The organism is Aquiflexum sp. (genome assembly GCF_041749095.1).
GTDB lineage: Bacteria > Bacteroidota > Bacteroidia > Cytophagales > Cyclobacteriaceae > Aquiflexum.
On sequence record NZ_JBGTCA010000219.1, the window covers coordinates 1 to 17,006 of the forward strand.

At 39.0% G+C, this 17,006-nt stretch carries 11 protein-coding genes; 2 read left to right on the forward strand and 9 right to left on the reverse strand.

Features of this window, described 5'->3' with window-relative positions; translation table 11 throughout:
* The 3 genes from ACEW8O_RS10670 to ACEW8O_RS10680 all read right to left on the reverse strand — a co-directional run.
* The coding region (locus ACEW8O_RS10670) for a PKD domain-containing protein (RefSeq protein ID WP_373494618.1) at nucleotides 1-2,511 on the reverse strand (2,511 nt) is incomplete at its 3' end.
* A 674-nt stretch (nucleotides 2,512-3,185) separates the two neighbouring features.
* Complete coding sequence (locus ACEW8O_RS10675; RefSeq protein ID WP_373494619.1) at nucleotides 3,186-4,169, reverse strand: type IX secretion system membrane protein PorP/SprF; 984 nt, start codon at nucleotides 4,167-4,169, stop codon at nucleotides 3,186-3,188.
* A 727-nt stretch (nucleotides 4,170-4,896) separates the two neighbouring features.
* A complete protein-coding gene (locus ACEW8O_RS10680) occupies nucleotides 4,897-6,384 on the reverse strand; it encodes a M20/M25/M40 family metallo-hydrolase (protein WP_373494620.1) in 1,488 nt (495 codons plus the stop codon).
* A gap of 128 nt (nucleotides 6,385-6,512) precedes the next feature.
* Between ACEW8O_RS10680 and ACEW8O_RS10685 the strand changes: the two genes are divergently transcribed.
* The gene (locus tag ACEW8O_RS10685; protein ID WP_373494621.1) at nucleotides 6,513-7,232 is read left to right on the forward strand and encodes a hypothetical protein; all 720 of its coding nucleotides are present in this window, start codon (nucleotides 6,513-6,515) and stop codon (nucleotides 7,230-7,232) included.
* A gap of 24 nt (nucleotides 7,233-7,256) precedes the next feature.
* Here ACEW8O_RS10685 and ACEW8O_RS10690 read toward each other — a convergent pair whose 3' ends face one another.
* The 6 genes from ACEW8O_RS10690 to ACEW8O_RS10715 all read right to left on the reverse strand — a co-directional run bounded on the left by ACEW8O_RS10690 (nucleotide 7,257) and on the right by ACEW8O_RS10715 (nucleotide 14,818).
* Nucleotides 7,257-7,568 (reverse strand): rhodanese-like domain-containing protein, encoded by a 312-nt coding sequence (locus ACEW8O_RS10690; protein ID WP_373494622.1) that lies wholly within the window; start codon nucleotides 7,566-7,568, stop codon nucleotides 7,257-7,259.
* A gap of 6 nt (nucleotides 7,569-7,574) precedes the next feature.
* On the reverse strand, nucleotides 7,575-9,410 hold the full coding sequence (locus tag ACEW8O_RS10695) for a T9SS type A sorting domain-containing protein (RefSeq protein WP_373494623.1): 1,836 nt from the start codon (nucleotides 9,408-9,410) through the stop codon (nucleotides 7,575-7,577).
* The gene (locus tag ACEW8O_RS10700) at nucleotides 9,410-10,186 is read right to left on the reverse strand and encodes a PASTA domain-containing protein (RefSeq protein WP_373494624.1); all 777 of its coding nucleotides are present in this window, start codon (nucleotides 10,184-10,186) and stop codon (nucleotides 9,410-9,412) included. Before ACEW8O_RS10700 ends, ACEW8O_RS10695 begins: the two co-directional genes overlap by 1 nt.
* Nucleotides 10,187-10,404: 218 nt before the next feature.
* Nucleotides 10,405-13,452, reverse strand: a complete 3,048-nt coding sequence (locus ACEW8O_RS10705; protein WP_373494625.1) for a M43 family zinc metalloprotease — start codon at nucleotides 13,450-13,452, stop codon at nucleotides 10,405-10,407.
* Between the two features lie 21 nt (nucleotides 13,453-13,473).
* A complete protein-coding gene (locus tag ACEW8O_RS10710) occupies nucleotides 13,474-13,722 on the reverse strand; it encodes a NifU family protein (RefSeq protein WP_373494626.1) in 249 nt (82 codons plus the stop codon).
* A gap of 4 nt (nucleotides 13,723-13,726) precedes the next feature.
* Nucleotides 13,727-14,818 carry an Mrp/NBP35 family ATP-binding protein gene (locus ACEW8O_RS10715; RefSeq protein ID WP_373494627.1) on the reverse strand — a complete coding sequence of 364 codons (1,092 nt, stop codon included), beginning with the start codon at nucleotides 14,816-14,818 and terminating at the stop codon, nucleotides 13,727-13,729.
* A gap of 183 nt (nucleotides 14,819-15,001) precedes the next feature.
* Between ACEW8O_RS10715 and dnaG the strand changes: the two genes are divergently transcribed.
* Nucleotides 15,002-16,939 (forward strand): DNA primase, encoded by a 1,938-nt coding sequence (gene dnaG, locus ACEW8O_RS10720; protein WP_373494628.1) that lies wholly within the window; start codon nucleotides 15,002-15,004, stop codon nucleotides 16,937-16,939.
* Nucleotides 16,940-17,006: the final 67 nt, after the last annotated feature.

The following is a 17,006-nucleotide window of genomic DNA, read 5'->3' on the forward strand; positions in this document are numbered from 1 at the left end:
CTGAGAGGCACCCGGAGCAAGAACAGTGATTGTAGTGTTCAGTCCCGTTAAAGGATCGACCACTGAAATGTTCTCAAGCGTCGTGTTTCCAGTATTTGTTACTGTTATGGTATAATTCAGTTCATCACCCGGAGCGGCAAATGTTGTTTCAGTCACTGCCTTTGAAATGGCAAAGGCAGGGGACTGGGTAGCTGTTACGGTCACATCATCGCTGACGGAGATGTCAGCTACTGAAGCGGTAGCTGTATTGGACACTGAACCCGCATCTATATCATCCTGATCGACTGAGTATGTGGTATTGATGTCTTGAGATGCACCTGGGGCAAGAGTTGCAATATTGGTATTTAGGCCAGTCAAAGGATCGTCAACAGAGATGTTCTCCAAAGTCACATTACCGGTATTGGTCACTGTAATGGTATAGGTCAGTTCATCACCTGGAGCGGCAAAGGTTGTTTCAGTTACTGCCTTGCTGATAGCACGCGCAGGGGACTGTGTTGCTGTAACGGTCACATCATCACTTACTGATATGTCATTGACAGATGCCGTGGCCGTATTGGATACAGAACCTGCATCTATATCATCCTGATCGACTGAGTATGTGGTATTGATGTCCTGAGATGCACCCGGAGCAAGAGTTGCAAAGTTGGTATTTAGGCCAGTCAAAGGATCGACAACAGAGATGTTCTCCAAAGTTGTATTACCGGTATTTGATACCGTGATGTTATAATTCAGTTCATCGCCCGGAGCGGCAAAGGTTGTCTCAGTCACTGCCTTGCTGATGTCAAGTGCAGGAGAAAGTACCGTAGGGGTTGCAGCGGAGGCTACAGTAGGGCCAGGGACTTGTGTTGAACTTACATTGACAACATTGACCAAATTATCCCCTGTATCAAAAACAATTTGTTCAACTGTATAAACAATGGAATAAATCCAAGTTTCTCCAACATCCAAAACGCCCGGATTCTGTTCATCCCCACTAACTGTGCTTAACACTGTTCCTGTAGTACTTCCTGGTAAAAAGTCAGTAGCTACAACGTTGGAATTATTGATATTCCCAGTATTTTCTACTGTAATTTCATAAGTCAATTGCTGACCTGCGGCTGTTACAGGATTTGGACCATCGATTTGATTCTTTTCAACTTTTAGACTAGGCAGTTGAGTAAAGTTTTCAGTATGACTATCGATTGCTTGAACCTGAATGCTCCCCGCATCCGCAGTTACAGTTGCAGTATTTGTAAAAAATCCATTCTCAATATCTTGTTGTGTCAGCGTGTAGGTACCGGAAAAAGCATTGTTATTTGATTCTCCTTCAGGAAGGGAAAAAGAGGAGCCTGTTAAATTGATCAAAGGGTCAATGACCGTTACATTACTCAATGGATAATTTCCTGTATTCGTCACCAAAAATGTATAATTTATTCTGTCTCCCGCACTTTGCATACCATCACCATTAGTATTCTCATAAACCCCCGATTTAATGATACTTATATTTGGTTCAGGGCTTGTCAGAACGATGGTAATTGATTTTTGACAATTGAATTCATCAGTTACTGTAGCAACGTATGTCCCTGCCGCCAAACCGGTTCTTTCTAATACTGTGCTGCCGTCATTCCAAGAAACCGTAACATTCCCGGTTCCACCTGTAGTGCTTAATAGGATAGATCCATCATTATTCCCTGGGGTGGGTTGTGAGGTGGTTGATGTGACTAATAATTCATTTGGAATTGTAACTGTGTTTGTAAACGTATTTGAAACACCTTTTGAGTCTGTAACAGTTAAAGTGGCTGAGCCGGCCGAAGAGTATGTAACCGTTGGATTTGGTAAATTGGAGGTGGTAGGATTGGCGTTGTTGCCAAAATTCCAACTGTATTGGTAAGGTTGGCTACCTCCGTTGGTAGTGGAGATAAAATTAACAGTGTTGGTACCATCAACTGTACATGCTGTAAAATCAAATTGAACAGCCAAGGGTGCGTTTACTACTATATCAGCACCAAACTGACATTGGGCAGTTGGATAGCTATTACACTCATAACTGGAAGATAAATCAGCTGATCCGGAGGTGGTCCAGGCTAAAGTAGGTGAATCCAGAGTTATTTCGGCCCCACAGGTCCAAGTAAAGGAATGATTGAGGGTGACAACCCTGTCCGCATTCTTGGCAGCGGGAAGCGTTCCAATCCAGATATTGATATATTCTGAGGAACCACCAATTGAAAGATCTGCAAAAAGCCTTGTATTATTTGTCGAGGATGCGGAATTTGAACGGTAAACAAACGAGATAAATGATGTTTGCTGAACCCCTGGGGTACAGGTTGCAAAAGAGCTTGATAAAGGTACTCCATTGGCATCACTTAGATACACTTCCTTAATCGTGAAGTTGTTGGAGGAACAGGAGTTTCCACAAGTCCTTAAATCCAGTAAATGTGGCTGATTTTGCGCGTAAACCTCATTTGGTACTGCCAAAAAATTCCATACCAAAAGTAAAGCCAGGTTGGCGAAGAAGGTAATTGTTTTTTTCATTGCCTTTTTATTAATAATTGAAGAGTATGTTGGTTACAGGCTAAGTATTGATTTTCAAAAATTCAGATTCCTAACTCGGGAATAAAGAAAAGCTCCAAAACATTACAGTTCCGTCTTATTTCAAGATGAACATGAAAATATTTTACAAACATTTATTCAACAAAATCCATTTATTTGGGTGATCAGGAATTTGAGAAAATCAATAGATAGAAAATAACCTACCTAAATTGGGTGATTAACACTTACTAGGGTTTTTCAAAATTTTTATTTTTATTCCGATTAAAAAAACTTTTGCTGTACAAAGCAGAAATCTGATAATTAGTTGCTTTTTTTTATCGATTTTGTAAATACTAAACATGTAGGTTTACGGTAAGGTTTGACAGTCAATCGGTTTTATTCCAATTTAATGTGGTTATTGTTTATTCTTTTTTCAGGAAGTAAAAATTTCTGTTTTTCGAATAAACATAAAAAAAGCTGCCTTGTAAGGTGAATCACCCCAGGCAGCCTTTTGAATTTATAGACTCTAAACTTAAAAAGTATCTTTTATGAAATTCGCTTGATTCTGCGTTTCTCATGTGGCCCGGGATTTCCCGAACTTTGATAGGGGATTGGATATTATATTAAGATCCAATCAGTAATTGAAGAGTTGTATCTTTATCTCGTTTTTATATCTATTAGAAATGCCTTGGATTTTTCATATTTATTTTCCTTGCAGAAAGGTAGTATCCAATGGATATTTCGTGTGAATTTGTTCTCATATCCTGGAGAACATTAAGGTTTTGGTCATAAGCGTATCCAATCCTAAGATTTGGAGTTGCAAAGAATTCAGTGATGAATGCAACAGCATTTCTATTGCTTAAAGTAGGGCTGGATGCTTCCAGGTTATCATTCCAGATTTTGACATTTGATCTGTAAGAAGCACCTAACCAAATTCTGTCCATGAAAAGCACCATGCCATTCAAATCGTAGGTTGTAGGAGCTCCCTTAACTTCTTTCACTAAAAATGATGGTTTGAACTGAATATTATCAGTAACAGGAATCATCACTCCAGCAGTCAGATAAAAATGAACATCGTGGTAAGCAAGGGCAACATCTTCTCTTTCCAAAGCGCCTTTCCCGATTAAGTTATATGCACTTAAACCTGCATAGAATGTATTGTTATGAAAGAAAAGCCCTAGGTTCATGTTTGGCGTCATCATATTTTGTACACCTGCGGGAAGGTTAGGGTCATTCTGGTGCAAAGGATTCAATAGGTCACCATCTATCATATATTGTGAAACCCCTGCACTTGCTCCCATTGAAAAGAATGATTCTCTACCCGTTTGGATTCTATATGCATATGTAAGTAAACCGGTGGTCGTGCTGGTAGGACCAATTTTATCTGACATGACAGAGGCACCAAATCCCATTAAACCTTCATTTGCACTAAGATCAGCAGTTACGGTGAATGTTGTAGGGGCGCCGTCAAATCCAACCCATTGACTCCTATAAGTACTTTGTACATATCCTTCATTTTTATATCCTGCATACGCTGGATTGATATGTAGGCCATTGAAAATGTACTGGCTGAATTGTGGCAACTGTTGGCCAAAAGTAATTGATGCTGTAATTAAGGATAATACAATTGTAAGTCCGAAAATCTTTAAAGTCGTTTTCATAACATTATTTTTTTAGGGTGATGAATCTGGTTTGCAGATCCGATATTGTTTAGAGTTTTTAAAAATGCATTGCTGTTATGAGGAGACAAATACATTATTATGCTGTAAATATAAAATAAAATGCATTTCATATCCAAATAAAAATTAAAAATAATTTTTTGAAATGCGTTTTATTTTATTCAAAAAGTGTTTTAGTGTTTATAATTGTGTTATGTGTTTCTTATTTATTTTTAAAATTAAAATATAAAAATAGCCTTTTTAGCTCAAATTGAGTGTTTTTGGAAGAATGATCAAAAAAATAAGTGCTGAATTAAAAATTTTAGAACTCAGAAAAAATTTTTGAAAATATTTTTATTTGTTGAAAGAGATTACATCAATCCAGAAAGAGATGGAGGATAAGAGACTGATCCTGATGTTACAAATTGAATTATTCTCTATGGGAGCAGCCGTCATGCTGATCCTCCCTATAGCGATCGGGATCAGGGTCTCATGAGGATCAGGAAATGGTTAAAATAAACATAAATAGGATCTCTGGAGATCCTTCGTACTACCATTGACAGATTTAAAATTGATGGTATAGAACTACAAATAGCATTCGAATCTATAACAGGACTTTGCCTTGTCACCTCGACGTCGGGAGAGGTCTGCAGCCCGTCTTGATGTCAATACCTATTTTGAACATTTCCAAAATGTTAAATACTCAGGATGACGGCTGCCTAGCGGACAACTATTTGATTTCATAAAGTTCTTTTCCAACGGATTCATATTTATCACCTTTTATCCAAAAAGGTCTTTCATTCCAGTTGGCTATGTTTTCAGCAGCAAGTATGTAGGATTTCCAATAAAGCAATGCGTAATCCAGATCAAAATTATCCACTTGGTCAGATGGTTGGTGATAATGCTTGGTGGTCTCATCATCAAACGCTGTAAAACCCATACCATAAGTAGGAGCAGGAATACCTTTTTTAGCAAAGCTAACATTATCAGACCTGTCAAATAGATTTTGTTCGGGGGCAGGGTCTGGAATTGCTTTCAGTCCGAATTCTGCCGCGGCTTTTTCCAAAAGAGGATCAGCAGTGGTCCTTCCCAATCCAATAATGGTAACCTTTGAGGTATCATTATATCCGCCATTATCTATATTGAGGTTATAAATTATTTGTTTAAGTGGTATCAAAGGATTTTCTGCAAAATAGGCTGAACCCAACAAACCTTTTTCCTCTGCAGTCCAGGCACAGAGTAGGATGGATCGCTTAGGCGGGTTTTTGGCAAAATGTCTTGCTGCATTGATCACTGCTACAGTTCCTACCGCATTATCCCTGGCCCCGTTGTAGATTGAGTCTCCTTCGGCATTAGTCGTTCCAACGCCTACATGGTCATAATGGGCAGATAGCATCACATATTCATTTTTCAGCTTTGGGTCTGTTCCTTCTATAAAGGCCACTACATTTTTCCCTGTGATGCTTCGGTTTAATTTTCCCTCAACAAGTATTTTGGCATTTTTTATTTCACCATTCCCAATGGCATTTATATGTTCATTATTAAGATCCCTCAACCATAGGTAAGGAAGACTTTCCATGTCTTTGGTATTGTCCACTGTCAGTTGTGTCCTGTTTAGAAAATTGGCGACAAGATTCCAAGGAACGGTAGGTACATTATACATTTCAATCAAGGCGATAGCCCCTTTTGATAGGGCCAATTTTATTTTTTCTCTTCCTGAACTGAAAAGGTCTGCGGGGCTCAACCTATTTGGTGCCCCTACATTGGTGACGACTACTTTTCCTTTGACGTCCTTACCTGAATAATCATCTTCCAGTCCATATCCAACCACGATCAATTCAAAATCACCTTCAAAAGAAGGTCCATCCAATACCAGAAGGGTTTCACCCTGATTAAAGGAATTTTTGCCCAATGAAACTTTACCCAAAGTTGGCGGTCCGGAGATTCTAAATGGAATAGCCTGATAATAACCGTTTGAACCAGGAATTTCTTTTGCACCGTATTTCCAAAACTGTTCTGCAATATATCTCGAAGCTAATTCTATTTCGGGACGGATAGGATCTCTCCCCATCATTTCATCCGATGCCAAATACCTGAAATGGGAAATGGATTCTCTGTCATTGAAATTTGATTCTATTGTTATTTTTCCGTTTTGAGCGTAAACTGATAGCGTAAGAATTGTTGCCAATAGGCAAAGAAAGGTTTTTTTATTCTTCATAGTTTTGGTAGTATTATCATATCAATAATAGAACAATTAATTTCTCATTCAAAAAAAACAGCAATCTTTAAGGATGAGGTTGGTTCAAGACTAAAAAACGGAAAGAAAACAAGAAGGATTTACCGATCATGCTCAAAGTTTCATTTTCTCCTATCATTTTGATTTTTGTTATTATATCCGGATGCAGTTCTTTTAAGAATACTGTTCAATATGAAATTGCTGATGGGGTTTATAAATCCAGAATATTTTCGGATGAGATTGAAAAAGTGTATATAGATAATGAAAAAGAGTTTTTATATGTTTTTCTTTTGTCAGAAGGTGACCTACCATACGGTTTGGACACGGTTAATAGGGATGCAATTGTATTTCCCCAAAGGAGAACAGAAACAAAAATTGATAAAGCAAATTTTTATACTTCTGAGTTTGATATTGATTTAGTTACTATACCATTCAAATACCGTTTCCCAACAGATGGATTTCCCCAACAATTGAATACTAATCTAAATGCATCGGTATTTTTGGGCTATCGTACTGATTTTTATACATTGAAATATAAGGAAAATGAAATTGGACTGATTGAGCGCATGACCAACCATTATGGAATGACCTTTGGCTTTTTTTCGGGATTTGGATCTACGGCTGTAAATCCTTTTGTCACCAATGATCAGATAAATATTGAATACGATGGTATAGTTTGGTCAAATGGCTTGTCCGTAAGCTTTGCCGTAGATTATTTTAATTTGGGATTGGCGTTGGGTTGGGACAATCTCTTGGACAACAATTCAAGTTATTGGATTTACCAAAAGAGACCTTGGATTGGATTGGTCTTGGGGATTAATTTAAATTGAAAATGCGTTGCCCCCATTTTCAACTCAATCTTCCTCTTCTTCCATTGCCCTGTAGGCTATGATTCCTCCAAGAAGATTCCTTACTTTGTTGAAGCCTTGGGTTTCCATAAATTTCTTTGCATTCCCACTTCGTGCTCCTGATCGGCATTGGACTACAATTTCCTTATTTTTATGCTGCATGATATCTTTGATTTGATGGGGCAATTGACCCAGAGGAATATTAAGTGCACCGAGGTTATCCTCTTCATATTCCCATTCCTCCCGGACATCTATAAATACAAAATCTTCATTGTTTTCCAGTTTTTCCCTGAGTTCTGATACTGTGATGTCTTCCATATTACATTATTTGACTAAGATCCTAATTGATTTTTGTTCCTTTTGATCGCTCAATGTCTTCAAAAGGTATATGCCTTTTTGTTGTCCGGCAAAATTAATGATTTTTCCCTTTTCATAATCCTCAATGGGCAGGCTTAAATTTCTGCCCATTGGGTCAAATATTTCAAAGCTTTCAAAATCACCCTCAACATAAAGTCTTTCAGAAACGGGATTTGGGTAGACTTTAAAAGGAATAGAACCTTCTGAATCAGTTTCTGCCGGAGCTGTCAGGGTAAAGTGTGGGCGCATCATCAATGAACCCTCTACAGTTTCATTTTGGACCCAAGCACCCACTACGTTAAAAAATATCTCCTGTCCATTGTCATAGGTCTTGTCCAGTCCAACATAAACAAAATCATTTGTAAACTGGGAAAAACCTATATAGAATGTGCCATCAAGTGATATGTTTTTATCAATTTCAAAATAAGCAAATTCGTTCAGTTCATTTTTCGCAGGTATAAATACTTCTTTCACATAAACAGGATCTTCTCCAAGATCTGTCCATACCGTCAAGTCGATTACACGTCCTATTTGTGAGAAATTTGTAAAATTGATGCTGATACCTTTAAGAAAAAACGGGCCGTCCACTTCATATCTGGTTGCAAGCATTCCGGATCTTTGATTGATTCCGGCTGAATAATCCACACTTCCGTCATCATAAGCCAAATAATCTCTGATTGGAATAGTTGTCCTCACTGTATCATTGATCCGAAAATCAATATCAGGATAGCTTACACTTTGTCCATTTTCCTGGACAGTGAGTACATCGTCACCTGTGATCAAATAGGTGATCAGCTCATAATCAGTTTCCACTTCAGGAATAGGTATATCTGAAATGGGATTACCGGTAAATGATCGTCTCTCCTGAGCGGTTGGAACTGGATTGAAAGGGGTATTGCTGTTGATGGATTTTATCAGGCTTCGATCAGCCCCTCTGATTTCAATACTATATTCCATTGCCCTAAATGTATTGCTCAGGTTTTTGAATTCATTTCCGGTGTTTTTCCAAAATCCCTCGGGATTTTTCTGCAAAACTATTAACGGAATGGCAGTGTATTTGTCAAAAGGCCTTGCATTCAATTCAGTCAGGGACCGGTCCTGGAAATTTATATCAGAAGGCGTTCGGTTTTTGTTCAAATAAACATAATCCAACAACCAACTGTCAAAAGGACCCGAACTTCTTCCTCTGATCTGAAAACGGAACTGAAAGGCTTCATGATGAAAGGCAGGATGAACTTGTATGATTTCCTGTGTGAAAAAGAACTGCTCTGCGATCAATCCTCCTGACTTTTCCCAAACAGGTAGCCAAAAACCATCAGAATCAATAAATTGAAGACTGATTTCATCATTGGGGTCGGGCAATTCTCCTTTTCCGCCTGCCTGCCAAAAAAAACTCAAATAAACAGTATTTGATTCTTCGGAGGGTATAGCAGAAAGATCTATGGGCAAGGAGGTGATTCGATCGGTAAATCCCTGTTCGAACTGAACATTGGAATAAGGCCTGCCACTTTGATCAACTCCATCCAAAAGTGCTACTCCTAAAGTAGGGGCCGAATTTCCTACCGTAAATGATTGGGTGGCACCTTCACTGATCCACTTCGTAGTGTCAATTCCTGCACGCGAAAAATCATCCCATAAAGGGAGACTCAGTGGTCCTTCCATGATTCTGTTTGAAGTTTCGCTACTAATTTTGGTGTTTTCCCAAACAGGTGTAGGTAATTGTTGAAATTGCCCATAGGCCAACATTGGCGCCATTGATAGCACTAAAAATGATTTTTTCAATATGGATTTGAACCTATTCATTAAAAATCATTCCTACGGTTATCGGATTCAGAAATCCATAGGTCTATGGGTTCACCAGTTTTCACGGATGCACCTGGAGGGGGGATTTGTCTGATTATAATCCCTGAGGGCACTGTATCTGTTTGGGTGTAATTGATTCTTCCCATTCTAAGCCCGGAACCGATTATCAGAAATTCCGCATCAATATCATCCATGCCAATGAGGTTGGGTGCATCCAGTGTCTGATTACCAAATCCATCACCCACAACAAGGTCTATCTGAGAACCTTTTGGGATTTCGAATCCTTCAGGAATGTTTCTTCCTCTGTATTTCTGCTCCAAAACCACATTGGTCCCAATATCAGGAACGTAGATGATTTCACCCCGTATCAATCCAATATTCCCAAGGATCTCTTGCGCATTTTTCAGAGGACTGTTCACCAAATTGGGCATTTTGAGCAGCGGTGCATTTTTGGAATTGAGGGTCACATATATTTTTCTTCCGCTTTTTACCTTACTTGCCGGCTTTGGGTTTTGGTTTAGGACACTCAGTGGTTTTAGTTCTGCATTGAACCCACTGTCCAAGGTTACCTCGAATGAAAGATTCCGTGCTTTTAAGTATGATTGAAGTTCCTGATATTCAAAACCTTCCAGATTAGGAACGGTGACTGTTTGACCATAATTGGTGTAGTAAGGAAGATAAACTTTTAGAAATAGAACTATAATCAATAAAAAAATACCAAGCACCAATGCGAGGTGGACAGTGATTTGTTTCAATGATTCCTTAAAATTCCCCATGAAATAATTGTCTTATTTGAACTAACGTGTAAAGGTAAATTTATATTTGTTTTTTGAACAACAAATATCTGTAATAGGAATCTATCCGGCTCCAAATACATTGATAAAGGTTGTTTTTTTAATCATACAAATCACTTGCCATAAGAAATCGGCTTTCTGAATGTTTTTGATAAATCATTCAAAAAGCCGACTGATATTTTATCAAATTTGGATTAACACTATCTTATAAACAGTTTTCTTGTCTCAGTAATACTCCTGCTTGTTATTTTTATGATAAACAAACCTTTTGAAAACTGTCTGGAGGTAAAGGTATAAGTCTGGTTCAAGGTATTGGGGTAATCCACATCTTGTACCAAAGCTCCTGTCGGAGAGAATATTTGGATATTGACAGTTTCAAATTCCTGGAAATTGAAAACTAAGTTGAAAAGGTCATCAGTGGGATTAGGATATATAATAGTGTTTCCCAAGCCTGGATCAACAGGCTGTTCATTTGCTGAAAGGAAAAGTTCCAAGTTATCAATGAAAACGGGGCCATTGCTCAATTCGCCATATTCAACAACAAATGCCAAACGGATCTGTCGTTTGTCCGGACCTGCATATTCGGATAGGTTGATATAATCCCTTACAAATTCAGATCTGTTATTAGGATTAGCAACAGGGCCTTCAATAGTTGATATTTCCGGACCCGTTTTCCTGTAAACTTCCTGGTAGGTAGCTCCGCCATCACTGCTGGCCATTACTTTAAATACGGTACTATGATTCATAGTTCCTGCAGCCCTGTCAAAGAAAATACTTGCCTGACTACTACCTGTCAAGTCAAAAATAGGCGAACCTAGCCAAAAACTGTTGTTGATGGCAGTGGTTTCGAGTTTAGCTACGTTGGATCCTGTTTCACCTGTTTGGGTAGAAGTGAGCATCCACGATGGAAGGTTATTTTCCGGATTCAATGAAATCCAGGGACTTAAAGAAGTTTTGTTATTGAAGTTTTGCCTCCAAGGTGCATTAATAATCTCGGAATCAATCATAACAAATCTTCTCAGACTGATCGCACCTCTTTCATTTTGGTCAAAACTTGGAAACAAAAGATTATATTCAAGTCTGTTTAAACCTGATCTGGTAGATTTTGGTAAGGTGATATTTGTAGTCTCGCCAGGTTGAAGCGCTGTGCCCCTTGCCAGAAAGTTCTGTAACACTCCATTACTGACCCTGTTGAAGACAAAACCTGTAATCGGTAAATTACCGATATTTGTCAATGAAATAATTTCATTTTCATGGCTATTGTTTCCGATTGGTGCCGGGGTGATAAGTTCAGTCATCACTGCATCATATCTGTATTCTTCCTGTGTCAGTATTTCAATATCCTTGAGGTAGATATTATTGCCATAGCCATTGACGGCAATAAATGCGATCCTCACATTTGATAGCCCTGAATATTTGCTCAAATTGACCACTTCCCTTCTGAATTGGTTTGAAGCGGTGGGGATAAATTCATCCAAAGTACGATCTGTTGTTTGGAGAAAATCCACATCCTTGTCATAAGGAGCTCCTGATATGTCGAAGGTGTTACCACAATCGGTTGAAACTGCAACCATCATAATATCTCCGAATCCCTGGGCATCGTAAGGACCATGAGCCATATTAAAAGTAAGCTGTGCATTGCTGACCTGACTCAGGTCAAATTGGGGAGATATGAAGAAATCCTGTTCACCTAGTGCCTCATATTCATAATTTCGGATGAATATGGCTTTCTCGGTAGTTCCATCAATTATTACCTCGGATTCCTCCCAAGTCAAACTATTGTCCGGATTAATTACTTCCCAAGTCTCTATGTTTGAGTCGATATCCAACATGTATGGCAAATTTATGGAAGGTTGAATTACAGGAGTCGAAGTAAAAGTATTGTTACTTGGGTTTGGATCAGTGGTACCATTTACCAGTATTATATTAGCTTCAAAATTATTGCCACCCGGATTCAGAGTGATCGGATCAAAGGATACAACAGTGGTCTCTCCAGGACTAAGATCTAAATTAAAAGTTCTGTTTTGTATAACAGACCCATTATTTTTAATTTCTATTGATGCTGAAGCAATCAGATTGGTTCCTGCATTGAGCAATTCAAACTGTGGAGAAAAGGTAAGACTACAGATAAAATTCTGTGGTTCGATAGTCCTTTCAAAAGCAAGATCATTTGGTTCGAGGATAGGAGCTATGGTAGCCCTATTATTGACCAAAGATGCCCTCCGAGGACTTTCTCCCAAAACCACATCCATCCTAACCACCTGGCCCTCAGTAAAAATGTTCATACATGCATCAGCAGTGTAATCCATATAATTTTCGTTCATATCCCTGGATTCGCATGTAAACCTTGGGTTATTTATTCTACAGGCACTGTTTGAACCGCTTTGGAGTGGTGTATCAGCCACAAAATCGTCCACATCACAGCCTCCATCTCCCCAAATATGCCTTAGACCAAAAAAATGCCCGATTTCATGGGTAGCCGTTCTTCCGCGAGAACCTGAAACTGCACTGCCTCCCTCGCCAAAATACCTGTAATCAACCCAGATCCCATCAATCTCCCGCGGCCATGGATTCCCTCCCCAACCGGGAAGGCTTGTACTAGGAGGAGAGGCTATTCCAATAATAGGTGATGTAAATGGCAAAACCCAAATATTCAAATACTCCTCAGGTGGCCAAAGTGCTATCTGTCCAATGGATAAAAGGTCTCCTGACCCATAAGTGGTTTTTGGGCCTAAAACCCTGTTGATACCATCTGTTGGAAAACCTCTAACATCTTGCTTGGCCAAAACAAATTCAATTTTTGTATCAGCCGCAACAGGTAAAAATTCTTCAGGTGTTTGAATTGCATCTGGATTCTGACGCCTGAAATCTTCATTTAAAATTCTTATTTGTGCTTCTATCTGGGATAATGGGATATTTGCACCCTGTCCTATATTGGTTCCATTATGGATCACGTGAACTACGACCGGAATAACCCTGACTTCATTTTGTTGCCGTTGAAAAATTTGAGGCCTGTTTTTTCTTTCCTCAATACCCGCTTTCATCCAGGATTCAAAATACTCTTTGGAGCCATGGATCCCCAATTTCTCTTCCATCATCTCTTCCATAAAAACTGCACCACATTTTTCATCATGTTGATGCTGAAATGGTTTACCAAAAAAATTCTGGGAAAAAGTAATCGTACTTTTTAAAATAAAAAACAGGAACAGTGCTGACCTGATTCCTGTACCAAATGCTTTAACCTTCATCCAATTTTTATTAAGCAATTTTTAAGCGACAACTACATTAACAGCCTCGACTTTTACGATTTCAGGAACAGCTCGTTTTACTGCTTCTTCTACGCCGGCCTTGAGGGTCATTGTGGACATAGGACATGAACTGCATGCACCTGTCAACTCCAATCTCAAAACCAGATCATCTGTGATTTCAATTACCTTTACATTGCCGCCATCAGCTTTCAAATATGGTCTGATGCCATCCAAAGCTAATTCTACTTGATCTATCAGGGAAGAATTCATTGTATTAATTTATATGTACGATTTCTGTTTTATTTTTTTCGGCATTTCTGATGGCAACCTGTCTTGCGACTTCTTCCGCCAATGATGAATACGCAATTTCTGTGATTCCGGATTTAAAAAAGGCAGGATATCCTGAATCTCCGCTTTCACGGATACTTTGGACAATGGGTATTTCTCCCAGCAAAGGCACTTCAAATTTCTCTGCCAGTCTTCTACCGCCTTCTTTTCCAAATAAGTAGTATCTGCTATTGGGTAATTCTTCCGGTGTAAAATAAGCCATATTTTCTACAACACCCAAAACAGGTACATTTATTTGAGGTTGCCTAAACATGGTCAGTCCTTTGGTTGCATCTCCCAAAGCCACTTTTTGGGGGGTGGTGACAATCACCACGCCTGTCACAGGAACGGTCTGAACCATGGTAAGATGGATGTCTGAAGTTCCCGGTGGCAGGTCAATCAGCAAATAATCCAATTCTCCCCAATCTACATCTCCAATGAATTGCTTGAGTGCTGAACTCGCCATCGGACCTCTCCAAACCACTGCAGCATCGGCAGGAGTTAGAAATCCAATTGACATCAGTTTGACTCCATATTGTACTATTGGGATAATGATATTTTTGCCGTCAACCTGTTTGATTCCGGGCTGTTCGCCTTCTACATTGAACATGATGGGAATGGATGGCCCGGAAATATCAGCATCTATCAATCCCACTTTCGCTCCTGAATTGGCCAATGCCACTGCCAAATTGGAAGCTGTGGTAGATTTACCTACACCGCCTTTACCTGATGCTATGGCAATTATATTTTTGACATTTGGGAGAAGGGGCGTATTGGACCTGCTTGTGGTGACATTGGAGGTCATTGTTATGTCCAAATCAATATTAGAACCAAAATCCTCTTTCAGAACTTCTATGCAATTATTCTTTATTACTTCTTTGAGTGGGCACGCAGGTGTAGTCAATACTACATTGAAACTGACTTTTTCATCTTTGATTTCAAGGTTTTGGATCATTCCCAAGGTTACAAGATCCTTTTTTAAATCAGGATCCTCAACTTTTGAAAGGGACTTCAAAATATTCCCGTTGTTTAATGTCATTTTTTGATTGGTCAATTTCCCTGCAAATTAGTTTATAATTATTCTAAATGGAAAATCTTTGCTTTTTTTCATAAATTTTATAGCCATAACTTAACCTTCAATTTATCCGAATAGTTTCGCGTATTGGTTTGGATATGTTTTGCGGTAATACTTTTTATCTTTGGATTTCCAATTCCCAAAACCGTGATCAGCAGAACTACCACCGAGAAAGTCAAAGAAAGAGCAGATATAGAAGATGTGGTCAATGATTATGTGCCTTTGAAAAAAAAAGGACAGAATCTTTGGGCATGCTGTCCTTTTCACAATGAAAGTACCCCTTCATTTTCAGTTTCTCCCGCCAAACAGATTTATAAATGTTTTGGCTGTGGAAAGGCCGGGGACCCCATCCAATTTGTCATGGACATTGAGGGAATCGGCTTTAACGAGGCCATCAGACATCTTGCACGGAAATATGGAATTGAAATAGAAGAAGAAAAGCAGGAAACACCCGAAGCGATACAGGCATATAATGAGCGTGAAAGTCTTTACATAGTACTGAACTTTGCAAAGGATTTTTTCCGGAATAATCTTAATTCGGAGGAGGGCCGTTCAATCGGACTAAGTTATTATAAGGAAAGAGGTTTCAATCAGTCTATTATAGACAAATTTGATTTGGGCTATGCGCTTGATGGTTGGGACCATTTTTTAAAAGCCGGAAAAGATGCAGGTCATTCAGAAGAATTAATGCTAAAGGCCGGGCTGATTCTACAGAAGGAAGGAGATCCTGAGCGCCTTTATGACAGGTTTAGGGGCAGGGTTACTTTTACCATCCACAATCTGGGCGGAAAACCAATAGGGTTTGGGGCCAGGATTTTGACCCAGGACAAAAAACAGCCCAAATACATCAATTCCCCGGAAACGGAAGTGTATCACAAAAGTGATACCCTGTATGGGGTTTTTCAGGCCAAAAAATCCATCAGAGAAAAGGACAATTGCTATCTGGTAGAAGGATATACGGATGTGATTTCCATGCATTTGGCCGGAATAGAAAATGTGGTGGCTTCTTCCGGGACCTCTTTGACTGAAAATCAGATCAAATTGATAAAGCGGTTTACTGACAATGTTACCGTATTATATGATGGAGATGCTGCAGGTATCAAAGCCTCTCTTCGGGGAATAGATATGATTTTGAAAGGTGGGCTGAATGTGAAAGCCGTCGTTTTTCCGCTGGGAGAAGATCCCGATAGTTATTCCAGAAAAGTTGGTTCACAGGCTTTTGCAGATTACCTGACACAAAAGGCACAGGATTTTATAGCTTTTAAGATCGGCCTATATGCTGAGGAATCAGCTAAAGACCCTATCAAGCAGGCTGACCTGATCAAACAGGTGGTCAGTAGTCTGGCAAAGATCCCTGACCCGATCATCCGTACAGTTTACGTGCGGCAATCAGCCTCTTTATTGGATATAGAAGAAGAAATTATCCTAACTGAGCTAAACAAGATCTTCCTTAAAGGAGAAAAAGATAAATTCTTTAAAGATCAGAGGGAGACGACTCAAGAAACCAAATTTGAAGATACCCTTTCGACAAAAGAAACTGCAATGTCGCATGCTTCCCTGATTTATATTCAGGAACGCGAAATGATGCGGCTTTTGGTGAATTATGGATTCGAGATGGTCTCAGAGCAAACCTCTGTTTGTGAGTACCTGCTTCAGGAAACTTCCGAGTTGAACTTTGAAACTCCTGTATTCAGGAAAATCCTTAATTTATATCAGACGGCCCTTGGTAACAAAGTAATTCCCCAGCCTGATTTTTTCCTGTCTTCAGAAGATCAGGAAGTGAAAAAAGAGATAATTGGCATGATTACCTTTAAATATGAACTTTCGACATTGTGGGAAAGCCGGCATCAGATTTTTACCCACCATGAAGCTGATGACCTGGCAAAAACAGTTTATGACAATGTACTTCATTTGAAGAAAAAAGTCATCAAAAAATTATTGGAAGAATCACGACAAAAAATCAAAGAAGCTGAAAATCAGAAATTGGAAGAATCAATCATTTCAGAAAGATTGGAAATCTATATGGAACTGAAAAAATTCCAAGTTGAAATAGATAAGCAACTTGGGATAGTGATTAGTTTTTAAACCAAACTTTAATTGGTCAAATCCTGTTTTGTAAATCAAAGGATTGTAATTTTGATCCTAGAAACTT

Coding starts and splice junctions, on each gene's coding strand:
- ACEW8O_RS10675 (WP_373494619.1), bottom strand. CDS start 4,169: ATGAAAACGACTTTAAAGATTTTCGGACTTACAATTGTATTATCCTTA.
- ACEW8O_RS10680 (WP_373494620.1), bottom strand. CDS start 6,384: ATGAAGAATAAAAAAACCTTTCTTTGCCTATTGGCAACAATTCTTACG.
- ACEW8O_RS10685 (WP_373494621.1), top strand. CDS start 6,513: ATGCTCAAAGTTTCATTTTCTCCTATCATTTTGATTTTTGTTATTATA.
- ACEW8O_RS10690 (WP_373494622.1), bottom strand. CDS start 7,568: ATGGAAGACATCACAGTATCAGAACTCAGGGAAAAACTGGAAAACAAT.
- ACEW8O_RS10695 (WP_373494623.1), bottom strand. CDS start 9,410: ATGAATAGGTTCAAATCCATATTGAAAAAATCATTTTTAGTGCTATCA.
- ACEW8O_RS10700 (WP_373494624.1), bottom strand. CDS start 10,186: ATGGGGAATTTTAAGGAATCATTGAAACAAATCACTGTCCACCTCGCA.
- ACEW8O_RS10705 (WP_373494625.1), bottom strand. CDS start 13,452: ATGAAGGTTAAAGCATTTGGTACAGGAATCAGGTCAGCACTGTTCCTG.
- ACEW8O_RS10710 (WP_373494626.1), bottom strand. CDS start 13,722: ATGAATTCTTCCCTGATAGATCAAGTAGAATTAGCTTTGGATGGCATC.
- ACEW8O_RS10715 (WP_373494627.1), bottom strand. CDS start 14,818: ATGACATTAAACAACGGGAATATTTTGAAGTCCCTTTCAAAAGTTGAG.